Below are 20,024 nucleotides of genomic sequence, written 5' to 3' on the forward strand. Positions count from 1 at the left end.
GAATCACTGCAGCGCGATCCGCACGACACTTTCCATGCCATCTGCACGATAGGCGGGATGCTTGTCATCGTGCGGACCCTTGATCGTCGCAAACAGGGCCTGACCATCCGCCGACAGCGCCAAACTGTTCGGATGCGCCGGCAGGTCGTAGCGGGTCTTCACGGCATAGGTCGTCGCATCGATCACGGTGATGGCGCCGGTCCCCTGCGGGTGCTTGCGCGAAGCGCCCCGATTGCTCAGGTAGATCTCGCCGCGGATCGGGTTATACAGCACGTCCAGAGCGCTTTCACCGACCGGAACTGTCGCCAGAATGGCGCCGTTCGAGGTATCGAAGACCACCAGGCGGCCGCTATTGGCATCGGCGGCGAACAGGCGCGTGCCGGTGTCGTCCAGCGCGATGTTCACCAGGAAAGGCTCCGCGCCGTCCACGGCGAACCGGCGCAGCACCTTGCCGCTGTCCGGGTCGACGACCGTCACGCCGTATTCGCCACCCTGGCCGATGTACAGACGATTTGCAGCGGGGTCATAAGCGGCGCCGGCTGGCCATTTGCGCAGGCCGGTCAAGGTATGCAGGATGGCGCCGCGCTTCAGGTCCACGATCCAGACCTTGCCATCGGCGCCGGGGTTGGTGGCGAACAGGCGCTTGCCCGACGCATCCAGCACGATCTGACGCACATGTTCGGTACGGCCCTTGGCGTCGGTCAACCCCAATCGGTAGCTCACCGACTGCCCGGCCTTCAGGTCTATTCCCTGGACGGCGCCATTCAAGGTATTGCCCGCGTAAAGGATATCGGCCCGCGCATCGTATGCCAGCGCATAAGGCTTGCGCGCAGTCGGAATGACGGCGCGGGTTTCCAGGGTATCGGGGTCAAGACGATAGATCGTCCCGCCCTGAGAGGCATCAAAACTGCTGCCGGACGAGGCCACAAACACACTGCCGTCGGCCACGACCAGTTCATACAGCCCAGGAGCCAGGTCGCGGCGCAGCACGGCTTGCTGCGCCGGCGTTTGGGTCTGTGTCTGCGCGCTCAGGCCGGCCTTGTCCGGCTGTCCGCCTGGCGCAGCGCAGGCAGCCAGGACGCTGCACAGGACAAGCGGGCCCAGGCGGGCGGACACGCGCCCAGCCGAGGGAAGACGGAATCGGGTAAATCGAGTGTGCATCATGCAAATTCCTTTCATGACAAATGATGAGGGGCGCGGGATCTTAGAAACGCATGTCCAGGCCCAGGCGAAAGGCGCGCGGCGCGCCGTAATAGGTCGAGCCCGGATCGGGGTGGTAGTAGGTGTCGAACACGTTGTAGACGTTCAGGCGAGCCGAGACATCGCGGCTGATCTGGTAGCGCGCCATCAGGTCCACCACGGCGTAGGCGTCCTGTTCAATGACGCGCTGGGCGCCCAGAGGATCCTTGAGCTGCGTATAGGCACGGCTCTGCCAGCGCACGCCGCCGCCCACGGTCAGGCCGTGGCCGATGCCAGGCCAGCGGTAGCTGGTAAACAGTTTCGCGGTGTTCTGCGGCACGTTCGTGTTCAGCGTGAGACCATCCCGGTCCTGAGCCAGGGAACGGGTGAAGCTGGCCGCCACCTGCCAGTTCGGCAGCACTTCGCCGGAGGCTTCCAGGTCGATACCGCGTGTGGTCGTGCCAGAGACCGCCTCGTAGGCCTGGCTACCGTCCGGAGCCTTCACGCCGGGCAGGGAAACTGCAAAATTGTCTTGCTGCACACGGAACAAAGCCGCCGATACATTCAGCCCGCCATTCAGCAGCTCACCCTTGGCGCCAACTTCGTAGCTGCGGCCCAGCAGAGGCTCCAGATATTCGCCATCGGGACCCTGGCTGTTCTGCGGCTTGAAGATATCCGTGTAGCTGGCATAGACCGACCACTCCTCGTTCAAGTCGTAGACGATGCCGGCATACGGGGTGAACTTGTCGGACTCGTGGCGATCCAGATGGACAGAAGGCGTACCGTTGTAGTAACTCGTGTCCTTGATGTTTTCCCAACTGGTGATGCGCCCACCGATGATCAGCGACAGACGGTCGGTGGGTTTGAAGCGCGCTGTGGTGTAGGCGCTGCTCAGGTTTTCCCGGTTGACGATCTCGCCGGTGGCCGGATTGACGGGATCGCCCGGCGTCTGGCCGTTCCAGGTATAGATATTGTCGATGGCCTGCGACCAGCCAGGAAGGGTCTTGAACCAGAGGCTGTAAGGCGAAGTCTCGTCACGCGTACGCGACGCCGTGGCGCCGACCACCAGCTCATGCTCCCGCCCCAGCAAGGTAAAGGGTCCGGTGGCATAGACATCCAGAGAATTCTGCACGGGTTTGCCTGCCCAGCGCCCCGCCCACAGACCGACTCCGGCACCAGTGGCACGGTCGGGACTGCCGCTCAAGGCATAGCCCAGCACTTCGTCATAGCGGTAGACGCTGTGCTCCAGGGTGCCCTTGACCTTCCAGTGGTTGTCGAAGCGATGTTCCAGCGAAGCAAACCATGTCTGGTTGTGGCGCCGGGAATAAGCCCATTCGGCAGCGGCGGACTTGGATCGGTCCCAGTCCGTGCGCCCGCCGTCCGTGTAGAACATGGGCAGGCCGCCGCGCGAATGGCCGGTGGCATCCTGATTCTGGAACAGAAAGCCCAGCGTCGCCAGGGTGCTGGGGCCCAGGTCGGCCTCGACAACGCCATATAGGGTCTTGCTGTGTTCCTGCAGGCGTTCCAGATACGAGCCGTTCTGCTGCCAAGCTGCGACCAGCCGGCCACGCACGGTGCCGGCCTCGTTCAGGGGCGAGGAGATGTCCGCCTCGGTCCGGTACAGATCCCAGGACCCGGTCTCGATGCTGGCGCGCGCCTGGAATTCACGTGTGGGCCGCTTGCGGATCAGATTGATCGTCGCGCCGGGCGCACCCACGCCGCTCATCAGGCCATTGGCCCCGCGGATCACCTCGACACGGTCATAGGGCGCCATATCGGCGCTCTGGAAGATGCCCTTGTAGTTGCTGTAGACCTGATTGACCCCATCGACCTGGTAGTTTTCCACCTGGAAGCCGCGCGCGTAGATCGGGCTGGTGTCCGAGCCCCGGTTGCCCGAGGTGTTCATCACCAGGCCCGGCGTGTTGTCCACCACATCCGCCAGCGAGGTCAGCCCCTGATCGTCCATGCGCTGACGCGTGATGACGCTGACGGATTGCGGCGTCTCGCGGATCGACAGGTTCAAGCGCGTGGACGAATTGCTGGCCTGCGCGGCATAGGACCCGGTGCCCTCGGTCGTGGGATCCAGGGCACCGCGCACGACGACCGGCTGCAGGACCTGCGCATCGCCAGCGGCGGCATCGCCCTGGCGCACGACGGTGTAGCGGTTCGGCCCAGTCTGTCTGGCCTCCAGGCCCGAGCCCTGCAGCAAACGGCTCAGGGCATCCGGGGCGGAATAGCTTCCCTGCAACGCCGGAGCGCGCCGGGTTTCAGCCAATGCGGTGGGGAACACGACTTGCAGCCCGGTCTGTGCTGCTAAGGCATTCAAGGCCTGATCCAGCGGCTGAGCGGGCAGATCCAGGCCCTGTACGGCGGCCTGCGCCCAAGCCCCGGCCACCCACGCCAGGCTGCCGGCCGCCAGCGCAGCGGAAATCGTTGCCACAGCCCCACGTCGGGACCTCCCAGAGGTCTTCATCGGTTTCACTCCCTGAATCAATAATGAGATTGAGAATTGATCAAATCAGAAGTGAAGACGTTCGGGCGCTGCCCGACATGGCAGATCCGTTACTATTTTTTACTATTTGACCGCAGAAAGACCTGGGCCACCCCATCGGGCTGACGCTCGATCCGCACCGGCAACACAGACGGCAGGCTGTCGATCAATGATTCAAGATCCCGGATCCGATACTCACCCGACAGGCGCAAGGCATCGGTATCCACTGGCGGATCGCCCGCCCAGACAACCGGCGCGGGACGATAATGGCTCAAGGTGACCAACACGTCGGATAGCGGCGTGCCGTCAAAGCGCAACCGGCCCTCGCGCCAGGCCGTCTCGCGCTCCAACACCGGCACACTGGCCGGGACGGCGCGCAATGTGCCGACATCCGCCGCCTGCCCCGCATCCAGCACGGTCTGTCCCGCAGGGCTGGACACCTCTACCCGCCCCTGCAGAACGGCAACCTGGGCGCCGGCCGCATCGCGCCGCACGCGGAACACCGTCCCGATGTCACGAACGACGGCATCGCCCACGCGCACGCGCAGCGGCCGCCAGTTCTGCGCCACCGTCAGCACGACCTGACCGGCATCCAGACGCATGTCGCGGGTTCGCAGGCGCCACTGCATTGTCAACATGGACCGGCTATCCAAGGCGACGACCGTGCCATCCCTCGCCGTCCAGGCGCTGGGCGCCCCCGCCCCCACGGCGACCGTGCGTTCCCGCAGCACCGGATTCCAGGCCCATAGCCCCGCGCATAGAACCACACCGGCGCTTGCGATGGCTTGGCGCCGGCGCAGCCGCCGCTGGGCCGACTGGGCCTTGGCCTCGCGCAGGATCTCCTCACGCGAGGGCAGACGGGCACGCAGCACATCCTCGAACGGCATGAAAGGATCGGCGCCGGAGCCGACGTTCTGTCGACGAGGCGCCGCACCGGGATCCGCTCGGTCCGTCATCGGGACTCCTCTGCACCGGAATACTCCCCGGCGCAAGGCAAGACATCCGCACCCGACCTGGCGTCGGGCATGCAGGCCCGGGCAGGCGCCCACTGCAAGCGGATCAACTGGATCGCCTGCCCATAGTGCTTGGCGACGGTATTGCGGGACAGATCCAGTTCGCTGGCGATCGCCATCTGGGGCATGTCATAAAGACGGTGCAGGATGAAGACCTGCCGCGCCCGATCCGGCATTCCTTGAATCACGGCCGCCAGATCCTCGACCGCCTGCAACCCATGCAGGTAAGAGGCGGCATCTTCGTGACAATCCCGGACAGAGCACCCCGCAAGGGTTTCGGTCAGATGGGTGCGCCGCGTATCGCCACGCCGGCGGTCGATCGCGTGATTGCGCAGGACACGGCGCAGAAAAGCCAGCGGCTGGCGCACGCCGGCAGGCTCCGGCCTATCCAGCAGATCGGCGCAGACCTCGTGCACCACATCGCGGGCGAAATCGGCATCGCCGAACCGGCGCCCGACGTATCTGACCAGATCGTCGTAATGGCAGACCAGACTGGCGACCAGTCCGCCTGCCCTTGGCTCGGTGGGTTCCATGAAATTCGCGGTGCGCAGATATCCGGCAGCAGATTGCCAGACTTAGTTAATAATAATGAGAATGAATCTCGATTAATAAACTATACCATCGTACCGCCAGCCGGATACGCTTTCCGGCTGTCATGCGATCATGCGCTACCCAACAGCCACCGCCATCCCGCCATCAAGGCATCCTGCGGCGCAGTCCTATGGATATGTCCCGGCAGCACCTCGTGGCGCAAGCGGAGGCCGGGACAAGTCGCCAGATCCGCCGCCAGCCCCTGCACGCCGTCCACCATGGCGCGATGTTCCCGCTTGATCAGCTGCTGTTGTCGCTCTTGGGGGCTCAGACTCATTTCCTGGGGACTGAGACCCTGCTCATATTCCCCCACTGTCAGGGCGACGCCCAGACCCGGCACGCCCTGCTTTTCCAGCCATGCCCGGCGCCGGCGCACCAGCCGACGCACATAGCCCTGCCCCCACCACACCGACGGGCTGGACAGCACATAGCCATCAAAGGCGTCCGCCCGATGCAGCAGGACATAGAGCGCAAACAACGCCCCCAGCGAGTGGCCCGCCAGCGCCTGGCGGCGGGGGTCCAGGCGGAAATCAGCCGCTACCCGTGCACGGACCGTATCCAGGGTATGCAGCCAATGCGCCGCCCCCGTCTGCACGCTATCAGGCAAGGGATCTGCTGCCTGATAGCCGGCAGGCCTGGCCTGCGGCGGCACATCCGCCGTCCGGTCGGCGGCGAATCTTTCCAGCCAATGCCGCGGCGTGTAGTCCCAGACGCGCTGCGTCGGCGCCTGCGGGGCCAAGCCCACCAGAATGCCGGGCAGGCCATCTGCGCCCGCAGTCTCGCGCATCGTGTCAAACTGGCTGAGATCCAGCACATAGGCCACCGGCCAGCCCCCTGGCGGCATCAATCCGGGCGGTACGGCCACGCGCACGGCGCAACAGCGGCCATCCGGCAGGGGTACGGCAAACTCGGCGGAAAATGTCGTCATGACGGGGCCATCATTGATCCTCTATACTGGCACGATTGTAAACGTTTCTCATTCATGAACTCTTCTCAAGCCGCCCTGCCGGACACCCTGGAAAACTACCGGCATCTGCTGCGCCGCCGCTGGCTGTTGGTCGGCCTGCTGGGATGCATCATCCTGGTCTCCATTCTGGCGGACTTCACACTGGGACCTTCCGGCCTGGGGTGGGCCGAGCTCAGCCACGCCCTGTTCCAGCCTGCCCAGGCCGATCCGACCACCCGCGTGATCGTCTGGGACATCCGCCTGCCCTATGCCCTGATGGCCGTGGCCGTGGGCCTGGCGCTGGGCCTGGCGGGCGGCGAAATGCAGACCATCCTGAACAACCCGCTGGCCAGCCCGTTTACGCTGGGCATCTCGTCAGCGGCGGCATTCGGCGCCTCGCTGGCCATCGTCCTGGGGCTGTCGCTGCCCGGCGTGCCGCAATCCTGGATGGTCGCGGCCAACGCCTTTGTCTTTGCCCTGGTGTCCGCGCTGCTGCTGGATCTGGTCGCCCGTTGGGGCGCCATGAGCACATCCGGCCTGATCCTGTTCGGCATCGCCCTGGTGTTTTCCTTCAATGCGGCCGTGTCGCTGGTGCAGTTCGTCGCCAGCGCCGAGGCGCTGCAGGGGCTGGTGTTCTGGACCATGGGCAGCCTGGCCCGGTCCTCCTGGCCCAAGCTGGGCGTGCTACTGCTGGCGATCGCCCTGCTGCTGCCGCTGTCGCTGCGCGACACCTGGAAGCTGACGGCGCTGCGCCTGGGCGAGGACCGCGCCGCCAGCTTCGGCATCGATGTGCCGCGCCTGCGGCTGACGGCGCTGCTGCGCATCAGCATCCTGGCGGCGCTGGCGGTGTCTTTCGTCGGCACCATCGGTTTTGTCGGCCTGATCGCCCCCCACATCGCCCGGCGCCTGTTCGGCGAGGATCACCGCTTTTATCTGCCGGGCAGCGCCCTGGTGGGCGGGACGATTCTGTCGTTGGCCTCGATCGCCTCGAAAAACATCGTGCCGGGCATCATCGTACCGGTGGGGATCGTGACCTCGCTGGTCGGCGTCCCGTTTTTTCTGTCCGTCGTCCTGCGCCGGCAGGTGAAATGACATGAAAACCCCCTGACCATGCTGCAGATCCAGGATCTCTCGGTCGCCTACGGCCATCGCCCCATCATCCGCCGCCTGACGGCGGGCCCCTTGGCCCCGGGCCGGGTGGTCTCGCTGCTGGGTCCCAATGGCAGCGGCAAGTCCACGCTGCTCAAGGCGATCGCCGGGCTGCTCAAAGCCGGCGGCCAAGTGCTGCTGGATGGCCAGGACCTGACCCGCCTGTCCTTCGAGCGCCGGGCGCAACAGGTCGTCTATCTGCCGCAATCCCTGCCGGCATCGGTGCATCTGCGGGTCTTTGAGTCCGTGTTGGTGGCCGCCCGCGCATCCGACCTGGCCCCGCAGGCGCAAGACGCCAGCCCGCAACGCATCCTGAATGTGCTGTCGCGGCTGGGCATCGAACACCTGGCAATGCACTATCTGGACGAGTTGTCCGGCGGACAAAAACAGCTGGTCGGACTGGCCCAGGCGCTGATCCGCACCCCGCGCCTGCTGCTGCTGGACGAACCGCTGTCGGCCCTGGACCTGAACTATCAATGCCATGTCATGGACCTGCTGCGCCAGGAAACACAGGAACACGGCCTGACGACGCTGATCGTGCTGCATGACCTGAACATCGCCCTGCAGCGCAGCGACGATGCCCTGCTGATCCAGGCGGGCGAACTGGTCGGCCACGGCAGCCCCGATACCGTCATCACGCCGGATGCGTTGGCCCAGGTCTATCAGGTCGATGCCCGGGTGGAAACGTGTTCGCGCGGCCTGCGGCACATCCTGATCGACGGGCTGTGCGTTCCTTCCGTCTGATCCTTTGAACCTCTCATCAACACGCCCCCGATCCCCATGTCTTTCCCGGATACCCGCGCTGCAGCGTCATCTGCTCTCCATACCCGCACCGGCGGCCTGCGCGCGCTGCTGTCGGCCCTGCTGCTGACACTGGCGGCGCTGGTGGCAGGGCCGGCCACCGCCGCTCCCATCCAGGTCACGGATATTCTGGGCCGCACCGTCACGCTGCCCGGCCCGGCCCAACGCGTGGTCCTGGCCCAGGCGCGGCACTTTCAGGTGCTGTCCCTGCTGACACCGGACCCCGCCGCCATTCTGGCCGGCTGGTCCGACGAGTTCAAAACCTCTTTCGCGCCCGACTACCAGGTCGCCTTGCAGCGTTTTCCCAGTCTGGCCAAAGTGCCCGTCGTGGGGCGCCACACGGCGGACTCGTTCTCGGTGGAAAGCGCACTGGCGCTGCGCCCGGATCTAGTGGTGATGACGGCATCCTTCGCCGGTCTGACAGCAGGCCAGACAGCCAGCGAATCCCCCATCATCCGCCGCTTCGAAACCGCCAACGTCCCGGTCATCGTGATCGACTTTTTCATGCGCCCGCTGGAAAACACCGTCCCCAGCCTGCGGGCGCTGGGCCGTGCCATCGGCCGCGACGCCCAGTCCGAGGCGTTCATCCGCTTCTACGAACGCCACATGCAGGCGATCGCGCAGCGCCTGGCCGACCTGCCGGAAGACCAGCGCCCGCCCGTCTTCGTCCACGCCCACGCAGGCAGCACGGACTGCTGCAATTCGCCGGGCGTGGGCACCTTCAATGAAATGATCCGCTACGCCGGGGGCCGCAATATCGGCGCCGGCGTCCTGAAAAGCGCCACCGGCAAACTGAATTTCGAGTACATCAACGCCAGCGCCCCACAGGTCTATGTCGCGACCGGCACGGGTTCCCGCGCCGCCAAGGGGCTGGCGATCGGCGCTGGCGTGGACGAGGACCAAGCCCGCGCCAGCCTGAAGCGCCTGATCGAATCCAACCATCTCGACGCCCTGCCCGCCGTGCGATCCGGCAACAGCCATGGCATCTGGCACGCCTTCAACGATTCGCCGCTGCACGTGGTCTTCATCGAGGCCCTGGCGCACTGGATCCACCCCGACCGGTTCCAGGACATCAACCCGGCTGACACGCTGCGCGAGATCAACACGCAATTCCTGGCGGTCCCTCTGCAAGGCGCCTATCTGGTGGATTTGCCGGCCCAGCCATGATGCGGCAGCACGCCGCCGCATAGCAGCCTAAAACCATGCCCGACATCTGCATCGTCGCCCTGCGCGGCCTGCCCGATGAGGCGCAGGCGCAGCGCCTGCGGCAAGATCTGCCGCAGGCGGAGCAGCACTGGATCACCCGCCTGCACCGGCCCCAAGACCGCCTGCGCAGCCTGCTGGGCCGAGCCCTGGTGCGCCGCCTGCTGGCGCAGCGCTTGGGGGCGCCCCCCGCGCACATTGCCCTGAACACCGGCCCCCACGGCAAACCGCAACTGAGCGCCCTTGCCGGTGCGGCGCCCGTCTGGCATTTCAACATCGCCCACAGCGGCGATCAGGTGCTGGCGGCCATCGGCCCGCAGCCCTTGGGCGTGGACGTGGAGGCCTGCCCGGACACCATCGATGCCGCCTTGCTGCAGATGGTCATGGGCCGCCGGGCTGCCGACCGGTCGCCCGATCTGGACCCGCGGGCGTTTTGCACCGAATGGGTCCAGCGCGAAGCCGTCCTGAAGGCCTGCGGCCTGGGCCTGATGATCACACCGGGCCAATTACGCCTGCACGCAGGCGGCCATGGCTGGCGAAGCGTCTCCGGACCGCCCGCGACAGACGGCCTGTACGTCCGGCTGCTATGGGCATCATCCACGGACTGCGCGGCCCTATGCCTGCCTGCCCCGACCCCTGCCTGGCAGCTGTCGCAGTGGGATCTGGCCGCCTGGCTGGATGCCTCGGAACCCAGCACCTAACCGCGCTTTCCATCATTACCCGCTGGATCACTGCTGGACCGACGTCTGCAAAATTCTCTATAATTAAAGAACATAATCATTCTCATTATCATGAGCATCAACGATTTACCCTCTCCCATCCCGACCCAGATCTGGCCCGCTGACACGGCCCAGCGCTACCGGGCGGCAGGCCACTGGCGCAATGAAACCTTCGGCGCCTGGCTGCGGGAACGCGCCGCCACACACCCGGACGCCCTCGCCGTGATCGGCGGCGCACAGCGCTGGACCTATGCGGAACTGGATCACCGGGCGTCCAACCTGGCTGCGGGCTTTCTGCAATCCGGCCTGCAGCGCGGCGACCGCGTGCTGGTGCACCTGCCCAACATCCCGGATTTCATCAGCGTGGTGATGGGCCTGTTTCGCGCCGGGCTGATCCCCGTGTACGCGCTGCCCGCTCACCGCATCACGGAAGTCGAACACTTCGCCAGGGGTTCGGCGGCACGCGCCTATGTGGCGGCGGCCACCCATGCCGGCTTTGACTACCGTGCGTTGGCCCAGGACCTGCGCAGCCGCTGTCCCGCTATCGAGCAGGTCTGGATCAGCGGCGACGCCGGGGCATTCTCCGCGCTGGAATCCCTGTATGCCGCCGATGGCAGCGCCATCCCTGCCACCGTGTCACAGGGGTCCGATGTGGCCTTTCTGCAGATTTCCGGCGGCAGCACCGGCCTGTCGAAGCTGATCCCGCGCACGCACGACGACTACATCTACACCTTGCGAGAATCCGCCCGCATCTGCGGCCTGGGGCCAGCATCCGTTTTCCTGGGCGCCTTGCCGATTGCGCATAACTTCCCCATGAGCTCGCCGGGATTCTTGGGTACGCTCTACGCGGGCGGCTGTGTCGTGCTCAGCCCCTCGCCCGACCCCGACAGCGCGTTTGCGCTGATCGAACGCGAAGGCGTCACCGTCACCAGCCTGGTGCCGCCGCTGCTGCTGCAGTGGCTGGATCTGGCGCCCGCCGCCAAACACGACCTCAGCAGCCTGCGCGTCATCCAGGTCGGCGGCGCGAAACTCTCGGCGGAAATCGCCCGGCGCGTGCGGCCCGTCTTGGGCGCCACGCTGCAACAGGTGTTCGGCATGGCCGAAGGCCTGGTGAATTACACACGGCTGGACGACCCCGATGACCGGATCATCCGCACGCAGGGCCGTCCCATCAGCCCCGACGACGAAATCCTGATCCTGGACGACGCGGGCCGCCCCGTCGCCCCCGGCGAACCCGGCCACCTGCTGACGCGCGGGCCGTACACCATCCGCGCCTACCACAATAACCCTGCGGCCAATGCCCGATCCTTCACCGAAGACGGCTACTACCGAACCGGCGACGTGGTGCGCATGACGCCCGAAGGCTATCTGGAAGTCCAGGGCCGCGCGGGCGACCACATCAACCGGGCGGGGGAAAAAATTTCGGCCGAGGAAATCGAGGACTATCTGCTGTCGCACCCCCAGGTCTTCGATGCCGCCGTCGTTTCCGTGCCGGACGAATACCTGGGTGAACGCAGCTGCGCTTTCATCATCCCCAAAGGCGACAAGCCGCGTACCGCCGACCTGAAAAAATGGATACGCGGACGCGGCATCGCCGATTTCAAAGTGCCCGATCAGATCGTCTTTGTCACGCACTTCGCCTCGACCGCCGCCCTGAAGATCAGCCGCAAGGCCCTGCGCGCCGAACTACGCACCCAACTGCTGGCGCAAGAAGCCGCCCGGCAGGATTCCCCGTCATCATTGTCATCCCACTCATGAGCACCCTGACCTTGGACCGCATGCGCGCCGACATCGCCCGCATCTTGCATGAAACCCCCGAAGACATCCGGGACGACGACAACCTGATGGACCTGGGCCTGGATTCCATGCGGCTTATGAAACTGGCATCCCAGTGGCGCGAGGCGGGCGCGGCGGTGGAATTCGCCGATCTGGCCGTCGCAGCCACGCTGGCCCAGTGGTGGGCACTGGTCTCCCGCACCGCTGGCCAGAGCACGACCGACCGCCCATGAAACCGGCCTCCGAGACGCCCTTCGTACCCGATGCGGCCGACCCGGCATGGGCGCCGCTGACCGAAGCCCAGGAAGGCCTGTGGTACGCGCAGCGTCTGGACCCCGCCAACCCGATTTTCAATCCGGCGCACTGCACGACGCTGCACAGCGCCCTGGATGTGCCGCGCTTTGCGCGCGCCGTCGATCAGACGCTGGCCGAAGCGCAGTCCCTGTCGCTGCGTTTTGCGGAACACCCCGATGGCCCGGTACAGGCCCTGGATCCGGCACGGGCGCCGCGCCTGGAAATCCGCGACCTGCGCCCAGCCGGCGAGCCCCGTGCGCAGGAACAGGCCTGGGCCTGGATCCGGGCAGATCTGGAACGCCCCGTCGATCCGCTGCGCGACGCCCTGTCGCGCCAGATCCTGTTCCTGTGCGGTCCCGAACTGTCCCTGTGGTATCAACGCGTCCACCATCTGGCCGCCGATGGCTATGGCATGGCCCTGATCGAACGCCGCGCCATCCGTCTGTACGATGCGCGGGGCTCGGATGCCGCCGCCCCGGCGGACCCGCCGCTGGCGCCGTTGACGCCCGTCTGGGCCGAGGATCAGGCCTGGCGGGCCAGTGATGCCCGCATCCGGGCGCGCGCATTCTGGCGTTCGCACGGCGAGGGCCGCATGCCGGCGGCCAGCCTGAGCCTCGGCGCTGCGCTCAGCGCCGCCCGCTGCCTGCGCCGGGAACAGGCGGCGCCTCCAGATCTGATCAGCGCCTTACAAGCATTGGAGGCCGATACCGACATCAGCTGGCCCGACATCCTGACGACTTTGGGCGCAGCCTATGTGGCACGCCACCTGGGCCCCGCCGACTGCATCGTGGGGGTTCCCGCGATGGGCCGCCTGGGCAGTTGCAGCGCCCGCGCCGTCGCCACTGTGATGAACGTGCTGCCCTGGGTCTGCACGCTGGACGAAACCGCGCCACTGGCCGACCTGCTGATGGACGCCGCCCGCGACCTGCGCCGTCTGCGGCGCCACAGCCGCTATCGCGCCGAACACCTGCGCCGCGACCTGATGCTGCCCGGCGGACTGCCGCGCCTGCACGGCCCCATCCTGAATGTGCTGCCCTTCGACGCCCCCTATGCAGCGGCTGGCCTGGACGCCTCGCAGACGGTGCTGTGCACAGGGCCGGTCGAAGACCTGACCCTCAGCTTTCGCGCCGCCCCCGATGGTGGCGGCCTGCGCATCGAGATCGAAGCCAATCCAACGCTGTATACGGCGGACCAGGTGCAGACGCATCTGCACCGTCTGACCGTCTTTCTGGCGGCTGCACTGAACACCCCAAAACTGGCGGATGTCCCCACGCTGACACCGGCTGAACACGAACGCTGGGTGTTGGCCCCCAATCGCACCCGCCATCCGGCGCCGGATGGCACGCTGTGGTCGCGCATCCACAACCGGCTGCAGCAGTCCCCCAACCACACCGGCCTGAGCGACGCCAGGGACGGCGCCCGCGCCTGGACCTACGCCGACATCGACGCCTGGACCGATAACGCCGCCAGGCATTTACGAGCCGCAGGCGCCCAACCGGGCGCGCGCGTTGCCGTCGCGCTGCCGCGATCCGCCGAACGCGTCCTGTGCCTGCTGGCCATTCTGCGCAGCGGCGCGGCCTATCTGCCACTGGACTCCGGCCAGCCGCCTGCCCGCCTGCGGCAGATCCTGCAGGATGCGCAGGCCTGCGCCCTGATCGGGCCGGCCGCTTTATGCGACGATCTGCCGACCCAAGCACTGACGCTGTCCGAGCTGAGCCGCGCGGCAAAAGCGCCAGACCAGAACCACGCGCCTCAGGCCGGCCCCGAAGACCCGGCCTACGTCATCTATACCTCTGGCTCCACCGGCATGCCAAAAGGCGTCATCGTGCCGCATGCCGCCATCGTCAACCGCCTGGAATGGATGCGGGAACACTACGCGGTCGGGCCGGACGACCGCATCCTGCAAAAGACGCCAGCCACCTTTGACGTCTCCGTCTGGGAACTGTTCCTGCCGTTTCTCAGTGGCGCGCGCCTGGTGGTTGCACCACCCGATGCGCACCGCGATCCGGCCTGGCTATGCCGCCTGGTCCGCTCGCAGGCCATCACCGTGCTGCATTTCGTGCCATCCATGCTGGCCGCCATCCTGGAAGACCCCGACGCCCAAGGGCTGCAGATGCGGCTGGTATTCTGCAGCGGGGAAGCCCTGCCCGCCGCACTGCGCGACCGCTTCCACCGTACGATCCGAGCTGAACTGCACAATCTGTACGGCCCCACCGAAGCCGCGGTCGACGTCTCGTACTGGTCCGCCCAGGCCGATGACGACAGCCAGCCCGTTCCCATCGGCTGGCCGGTCTGGAACACCCATCTGCACGTGCTGGATACGCTGCTGCGCCCAACGCCTCCCGGCACGCCGGGGCAGCTGTACCTGGGCGGGCGGCAACTAGCCATCGGCTACCTGGGCCGACCGGACTTGACTGCAGAACGCTTCATCCCCGCGCCGGCGCACCTGTCCGACGAGCGGCTGTACGCCACCGGCGATCTGGCCACGCGCCGCACAGACGGCGCCATCATCTATCTGGGACGGCTGGACCACCAGGTCAAACTGCGCGGTCAGCGCATCGAACTGGGCGAGATCGAGGCGGTCCTGAGCGCCCGCCCAGAGATCGCCCAAGTCGCCGTCCTGGCCCGCGAGGATCAGCCCGGCCACGCACTGTTGGCCGCCTATCTGGTGGCGGAACCCGGCCACTTGCCGGATATGGATACGGATGCCCTGACCGCGTACGCGGCGGCGAAGCTGCCGGATTACATGGTGCCTTCCGCCTGGCTCTTTCTGCCCGCGTTGCCGGTCACGGCCAACGGCAAGCTGGATCGCAAGGCGCTGCCCGCCCCCGTCCAGACGCAGCGGGACACGGGCCGGCGTCCGCACACCGTCACCGAACGGCAGGTCGCCGAGGCCTTTCGCACGGTCCTGGACCTGCCTGCCGCGCCATCCGCGGAAGCTGATTTCTTCGCCCTGGGTGGACATTCCCTGCTGGCGGCGCGGCTGGCTCTGCAATTGCGCGGCACACATGAACTCTCGCTGGGCACCATCTTCCAGCACCCGACCGTCGCACGGCTGGCCGCGCATCTGGACGCGCGGCCGACCCATCCCGCCGATCCGGCGCACCACGGCTTCGGCCCCGTCGTGACCTTGCGGGAAGCCCCTGGCCGGCCCGCCTTGTTCTGCCTGCACCCGGCAGGCGGTCTGTCCTGGTGCTACGGCGCCTTGGCCCGCGCCCTGGCGGCCCCGCGCACAGTCCACGGTATCCAGGCGCGCGCGCTGTCCCTGGACGGCGGCATCCCGGCGGCCAGTCTGGCGGATCTGGCGCACGACTATGCCGATCTGCTGCAGTCGCTGCAGGACCACGGCCCTTACCATCTGGCGGGTTGGTCCGTGGGCGGCATCCTGGCGCATGCCGTCGCTGCCGAACTGCAGCGGCGCGGCCAGACCATCGGCGCCGTCGCGCTGCTGGACGCCTACCCTTGCGACATCTGGCGTGATCAGCCTGAACCCGCGCCCGAAGACCTCTACAAAGCGCTGCTGCACATCGCCGGCGCTGACCCGCAGGCGCTGCCGCCGGATCGCCTGAATCGCACGGGCGTCATCGCCTTTCTGCGTGCCGAAGGCCACCCGCTGGGCGAACTGTCGGACGCCCGGCTGGATGCGGTCTTCGACACGGTCGGCCATACCAACCGCCTGGTGCGCCGCCACCGGCACGCCCATTACGCCGGCGCCGTGCTGCACTTCCAGGCGGCCCTGGATCACAGCGATTCCGGCCTGGACCCGCGATCCTGGGACGCCCATGTCGACAGCCTGACGATCCACCCCATCCCCGCCACCCACGCAGCGCTGCCCGGCATCGATGCCGTCGCCCGCATCGCCCCCATTCTGAACGCCAGCCTGATCGCCGCCGACGGTTCGCCGACGACATCCGCACTGAGCGACCTGTCATTGAAAGAGGAAACCGCATGATGTTGAACCCGACCCCCAGCCGCCTGCTGCGCCGCAGCACAAGACTCGCCCTGGCTGGCGCCATCCTGGGTCTGATGGCCGGCTGCGCCACCCACCAGGCAAGCGCTCCTGCAGCACCTGCAGCTGCCAGCGCCGCCCCCGAATGGACGTTCCAGGCGCAGGCCGTCGACCTGACGCCCGGCCTGTACCAAAGCGCCTACAGCACGCGCACGCAGCGCCTGTACGTCGCCAGCGCCGTGGGGCGCCCGCCCGTACGCGAATCCCGGTTGCTGAAAGTCGACCCCGCCACCCTGCGCATCGACGCCCTGATCACGCCCGCGCCGCAAGCCAGTCGCCAGGACGGACAGGTCCAGGCGACCTATGGCATCGCCGCAGACGACGCGCATGGACAGATCTGGACCACCAATACCCGCAGCGGTTCCGTTGCCGTCTACCGTCAATCGGATCTGGCCCTGGTCAAGCAATTCCCCGACAACACCACGCCGCATGCCCGCGACGCGCTGATCGACGCCGAGCACAACCGCGCCTATGTGTCTTCGCCCGCCAGCAATACGATTTACGTATTCGATACGGCCACGCTGCAAGTCCTGCCCGGCATCACCCTGAACGGCGCGGGTGATGCCCCCAAACTGATGAGCCTGGCCCTGGACGCCGCCCATCAACGGCTGTACGCCGTCAGCCTGAATACGGCCGAAGCCTTTGTCATCGACACGGCCAGCAACCGCCAGCTCGCCCGCTATGCGGTCCCGGGCGCACAAGGCGCTTCGGGTATCGCCGTGGACAGTCAGACACAGCGCATCTATGTGGCGGCGCAGAAGTCTGGCAACGTCACGGTGCTGGACGCACAGGATGGCCGCGTGCTGCAACAGGCAGCGACCGGCGCAGGCGCCCTGAATGTGGTGTTCGACCCGCTGCACCGCCTGGCCTACGTGGCCAATCGGGGAGCAGGCACGGTGACCGTGCTGAACGACGCCGGCCTCATCCAGGCGCAGATCGCGACCGGTTCCGCCCCCAACCACATCACCATCGACTCGCAAGGTACGGCCTGGGCGCTGATCAAGAAAAGCAAGAACGATCCGCGCAATGACCGGCTGATCCGCATCGAAGCCCGCCGCTGATCATGGATATGCTGACCCGACTCACCCCCGGCCAGGACGCCGAACCGACCACGCTGGCCGATTTCCTGCCCGGCGATAGTCTGTTCGCCTCGCACGGCGGCGTGTTTCACGGGCGCGGCTGCCTGCTGCGCGCCGAGACGCAAGACCGGCTGGGCGCCCGCGCCGCCGGCCTGCTGCAAGAAGCATCCGACACCGTCGCGGCGCCCGTCTTGCTGGGACTGCTGCCCTACGATACCGCCCGCCCCGCGCAGTTGATGATCCCCAGGGCATTGCACCGGATGCAGGCCCCGCAGCAGCAGCCGGACATCGCCCAGACGGCCATCCTGCATACCCGCGAACACCCCTCGGGCGCTCAATACGAACAAGGCGTGCGCGACGCCTTGGCGCGCCTGGCGCGCGAACCCGCGCTGCGCAAACTGGTGCTGGCCCGCACGCTGCAGCTGGAACTGGGCCAGGCGGTCGATCTCCCCCGCCTGATCGGCCGCCTGTGGCAAAGCAACCCACATGGCTATACCTACGCCATGCCCCTGGACGCAGCCGGCGGCAGTTATTTCGTCGGCGCCAGCCCGGAACTGCTGGTGCAGCGCCGCGGCCGCCAGATTTATGTACACCCCCTGGCCGGGACGGCGGCACGGCTCCCCGATGCGCCATCCGATGCTCGCCAGGCCCAGGCCCTGCTCAGTTCACCCAAGGACTTGCGCGAACATGCCGTAGTGGTCGAAGCGATCGATGCCGCCCTGCGCCCGCTATGCCGCACCCTGGATATCCCGGTGCGGCCCGGCCTGACATCGACGGCGCGACTCTGGCATCTGGGTACCCCGATCACTGGCGAATTGGCCGACCCTGACCTGACCGCCCTGGATCTGGCAATCGCCCTGCACCCCACCCCCGCCGTCTGCGGTCTGCCCACCGCTGACGCACGGCGAGCTATCGCTGACATCGAGCCGTTCGAACGCGGCTATTTCGCAGGCGCTGTCGGCTGGTGCGATGCCCAGGGCGACGGCATCTGGTCCGTCGCCATCCGCTGCGCCCAGACAGCCGGCCAGGCATTGACCCTGTATGCCGGCGCCGGCATCGTCCCCGGCTCGGTCCCCGAACAGGAACGGATCGAAACCGGCAACAAGCTGCGCACCATCCTGGACGCGCTGGGCCTGGAGTCCGCCCCATGAGCATCCCTTCCCTGGCGCCCTACGACATGCCGACCGCCCCGGTGAGCAACCGGGTGGGCTGGCGGCCCGATGCCCGCCGCGCGGCGCTGCTGATCCACGACATGCAGGATTATTTTCTGGGCAAATACGATGTGCGGCAAGCGCCCATCCCCGCACTGATCGCAGCCATCGGCCGCCTGCGCACGCACTGCGATACGCTGGGCATCCCGGTGTTCTACACCGCGCAACCCCCGGTGCAGCCTGCAGCCGACCGGGCGCTGCTCAATGATTTCTGGGGACCCGGCCTGACCGCCCCTGAACAACAGGCGGGCGCTGGTATCGTCGCCGGCCTGAGCCCTCGGCCGCAGGATACCGTGCTGACAAAATGGCGCTACAGCGCATTCCAGCGATCCGACCTGCGCGCCCGACTGACGGGCCTGGGCCGCGACCAACTGATCATCACCGGCGTCTATGCGCACATCGGCTGCCTGAGCACCGCCCTGGAAGCCTTCATGCAAGACGTGCAGCCCTTTCTGGTCATCGACGCCTGCGCCGATTTCAGCCCGGCGGAACACCAGATGGCCGTCACCTATGTCTCGCGCCGCTGCGGCGCCAGCCTGACCATGGACGAGACCCTGGCCGCACTGGCCGGCAGCGCTTCGCTATCACCCTCACAGGACGCCATGGCATGAACACGCAGCCCGCTACCCGCCCGGCTTTTCAAGACCGCCACATCCTGGTCACCGGCGCCGCCAGCGGCATCGGCGCTGCCGTCGCCCGGCAGCTGCTGGCCCAGGGCGCCCGCGTATCCGCCGTCGATCTGGACGAGACAGGCCTGCAGCGCCTGCATGCCCAGGCGCCGCACCGCGCCGCCTCGAGCAGACTGGAGGATGCCAGCGGACACCTATGGACAGCCCGCCTGGATGTCCGCGATTCCGCCCAGGTAGAGCAGGTCGTCGCAAAGGCACAAGCCGCGCTGGGGCCTTTGGACGGCCTGGCCAGCGTCGCCGGCATCCTGGAAATGGGCGAAGTCGTCGACCTGGATGACGCGCAATGGCAGCATTGCTTCGACGTCAATGCCACGGGGGTCTTTCACGTGTGCCGCGCCGTCGCCCGCCGCCTGCGCGAACGCCGCGCCGGGGCCATCGTGACGGTCAGTTCCAACGCCGCCGCCACCCCTCGCGCCGGCATGGCCGCCTATGCCGCCTCCAAGGCGGCCGTCACCCAATTCAGCCGCTGCCTGGGTCTGGAACTGGCGCCGTATGGCATCCGCGTGAACATCGTCTCGCCGGGTTCGACGGATACGGCGATGCAGCAGGCCATGTGGGCCCAAGGCAGCTCCCGCGCCGCCGTCATCCAGGGGGACCCATCCCGCTGGCGACTGGGCATCCCCTTGGACAAGATCGCCACCCCCGAGGAAATCGCCGCTGCGGTGCTGTTCCTGCTGTCGGATCAGGCCAGCCACATCACCCTGCACGATCTGCGCGTCGACGGCGGCGCCACACTCGATCAAGGCTAAGAATACTGATGATCATCACATCAGGGTTTTCCCGGTTGTGATGTTCTCGTAAAAACAAAACCACGCTTTTTTTCATTAAATTTGATATGTCCCTATTTTATTATCCAAATATATAGAGGCCCTAT

The 20,024-nt window shown here is 66.8% G+C and carries 16 protein-coding genes; 11 read left to right on the top strand and 5 right to left on the bottom strand.

What is annotated here, in order from left to right; all coding sequences use genetic code 11:
- Positions 1 to 3: 3 nt before the first annotated feature.
- The 5 genes from VDP79_RS13085 to VDP79_RS13105 all read right to left on the bottom strand — a co-directional run bounded on the left by VDP79_RS13085 (position 4) and on the right by VDP79_RS13105 (position 6,202).
- Positions 4 to 1,164 (bottom strand): YncE family protein, encoded by a 1,161-nt coding sequence (locus VDP79_RS13085; protein WP_323018619.1) that lies wholly within the window; start codon positions 1,162 to 1,164, stop codon positions 4 to 6.
- 40 nt (positions 1,165 to 1,204) lie between these two features.
- A complete protein-coding gene (locus VDP79_RS13090) occupies positions 1,205 to 3,619 on the bottom strand; it encodes a TonB-dependent siderophore receptor (RefSeq protein ID WP_323018620.1) in 2,415 nt (804 codons plus the stop codon).
- 125 nt (positions 3,620 to 3,744) lie between these two features.
- The gene (locus VDP79_RS13095) at positions 3,745 to 4,626 is read right to left on the bottom strand and encodes a FecR family protein (RefSeq protein ID WP_323018621.1); all 882 of its coding nucleotides are present in this window, start codon (positions 4,624 to 4,626) and stop codon (positions 3,745 to 3,747) included.
- A complete protein-coding gene (locus VDP79_RS13100) occupies positions 4,623 to 5,216 on the bottom strand; it encodes a sigma-70 family RNA polymerase sigma factor (RefSeq protein WP_323018622.1) in 594 nt (197 codons plus the stop codon). The genes VDP79_RS13095 and VDP79_RS13100 overlap by 4 nt, the downstream gene beginning before the upstream one ends.
- Positions 5,217 to 5,344: 128 nt before the next feature.
- A complete protein-coding gene (locus tag VDP79_RS13105) occupies positions 5,345 to 6,202 on the bottom strand; it encodes an alpha/beta hydrolase (RefSeq protein WP_323018623.1) in 858 nt (285 codons plus the stop codon).
- Positions 6,203 to 6,256: 54 nt separating this feature from the next.
- Here VDP79_RS13105 and VDP79_RS13110 point away from each other — a divergent pair, with 54 nt between their 5' ends.
- The 11 genes from VDP79_RS13110 to dhbA all read left to right on the top strand — a co-directional run bounded on the left by VDP79_RS13110 (position 6,257) and on the right by dhbA (position 19,899).
- A complete protein-coding gene (locus VDP79_RS13110; RefSeq protein WP_323018624.1) occupies positions 6,257 to 7,312 on the top strand; it encodes an iron ABC transporter permease in 1,056 nt (351 codons plus the stop codon).
- 18 nt (positions 7,313 to 7,330) lie between these two features.
- Positions 7,331 to 8,113, top strand: coding sequence for an ABC transporter ATP-binding protein (locus VDP79_RS13115; protein WP_323018625.1), 783 nt, complete (start codon positions 7,331 to 7,333; stop codon positions 8,111 to 8,113).
- Positions 8,114 to 8,149: 36 nt separating this feature from the next.
- Positions 8,150 to 9,337 (top strand): ABC transporter substrate-binding protein, encoded by a 1,188-nt coding sequence (locus VDP79_RS13120; RefSeq protein ID WP_323018626.1) that lies wholly within the window; start codon positions 8,150 to 8,152, stop codon positions 9,335 to 9,337.
- Between the two features lie 35 nt (positions 9,338 to 9,372).
- A complete protein-coding gene (locus tag VDP79_RS13125) occupies positions 9,373 to 10,074 on the top strand; it encodes a hypothetical protein (RefSeq protein WP_323018627.1) in 702 nt (233 codons plus the stop codon).
- Between the two features lie 90 nt (positions 10,075 to 10,164).
- Positions 10,165 to 11,850: a (2,3-dihydroxybenzoyl)adenylate synthase gene (locus VDP79_RS13130; RefSeq protein ID WP_323018628.1), complete on the top strand. Its 1,686-nt coding sequence runs from the start codon at positions 10,165 to 10,167 to the stop codon at positions 11,848 to 11,850.
- Entirely contained in the window at positions 11,847 to 12,101 is a 255-nt protein-coding gene (locus VDP79_RS13135; RefSeq protein ID WP_323018629.1) for a phosphopantetheine-binding protein, read from the top strand. The genes VDP79_RS13130 and VDP79_RS13135 overlap by 4 nt, the downstream gene beginning before the upstream one ends.
- Complete coding sequence (locus tag VDP79_RS13140; RefSeq protein WP_323018630.1) at positions 12,098 to 16,114, top strand: amino acid adenylation domain-containing protein; 4,017 nt, start codon at positions 12,098 to 12,100, stop codon at positions 16,112 to 16,114. The genes VDP79_RS13135 and VDP79_RS13140 overlap by 4 nt, the downstream gene beginning before the upstream one ends.
- The gene (locus VDP79_RS13145) at positions 16,111 to 17,232 is read left to right on the top strand and encodes a YncE family protein (protein WP_323018631.1); all 1,122 of its coding nucleotides are present in this window, start codon (positions 16,111 to 16,113) and stop codon (positions 17,230 to 17,232) included. Before VDP79_RS13140 ends, VDP79_RS13145 begins: the two co-directional genes overlap by 4 nt.
- Positions 17,233 to 17,240: 8 nt before the next feature.
- A complete protein-coding gene (locus tag VDP79_RS13150) occupies positions 17,241 to 18,401 on the top strand; it encodes an isochorismate synthase (RefSeq protein ID WP_323018632.1) in 1,161 nt (386 codons plus the stop codon).
- Positions 18,398 to 19,072, top strand: a complete 675-nt coding sequence (locus tag VDP79_RS13155; protein WP_323018633.1) for an isochorismatase family protein — start codon at positions 18,398 to 18,400, stop codon at positions 19,070 to 19,072. The genes VDP79_RS13150 and VDP79_RS13155 overlap by 4 nt, the downstream gene beginning before the upstream one ends.
- A complete protein-coding gene (gene dhbA / locus VDP79_RS13160; protein ID WP_323018634.1) occupies positions 19,069 to 19,899 on the top strand; it encodes a 2,3-dihydro-2,3-dihydroxybenzoate dehydrogenase in 831 nt (276 codons plus the stop codon). The genes VDP79_RS13155 and dhbA overlap by 4 nt, the downstream gene beginning before the upstream one ends.
- Positions 19,900 to 20,024: the final 125 nt, after the last annotated feature.

Origin of the sequence: Castellaniella sp. (assembly GCF_034675905.1) — a bacterium.
Taxonomy (GTDB): Bacteria; Pseudomonadota; Gammaproteobacteria; order Burkholderiales; family Burkholderiaceae_B; genus Castellaniella.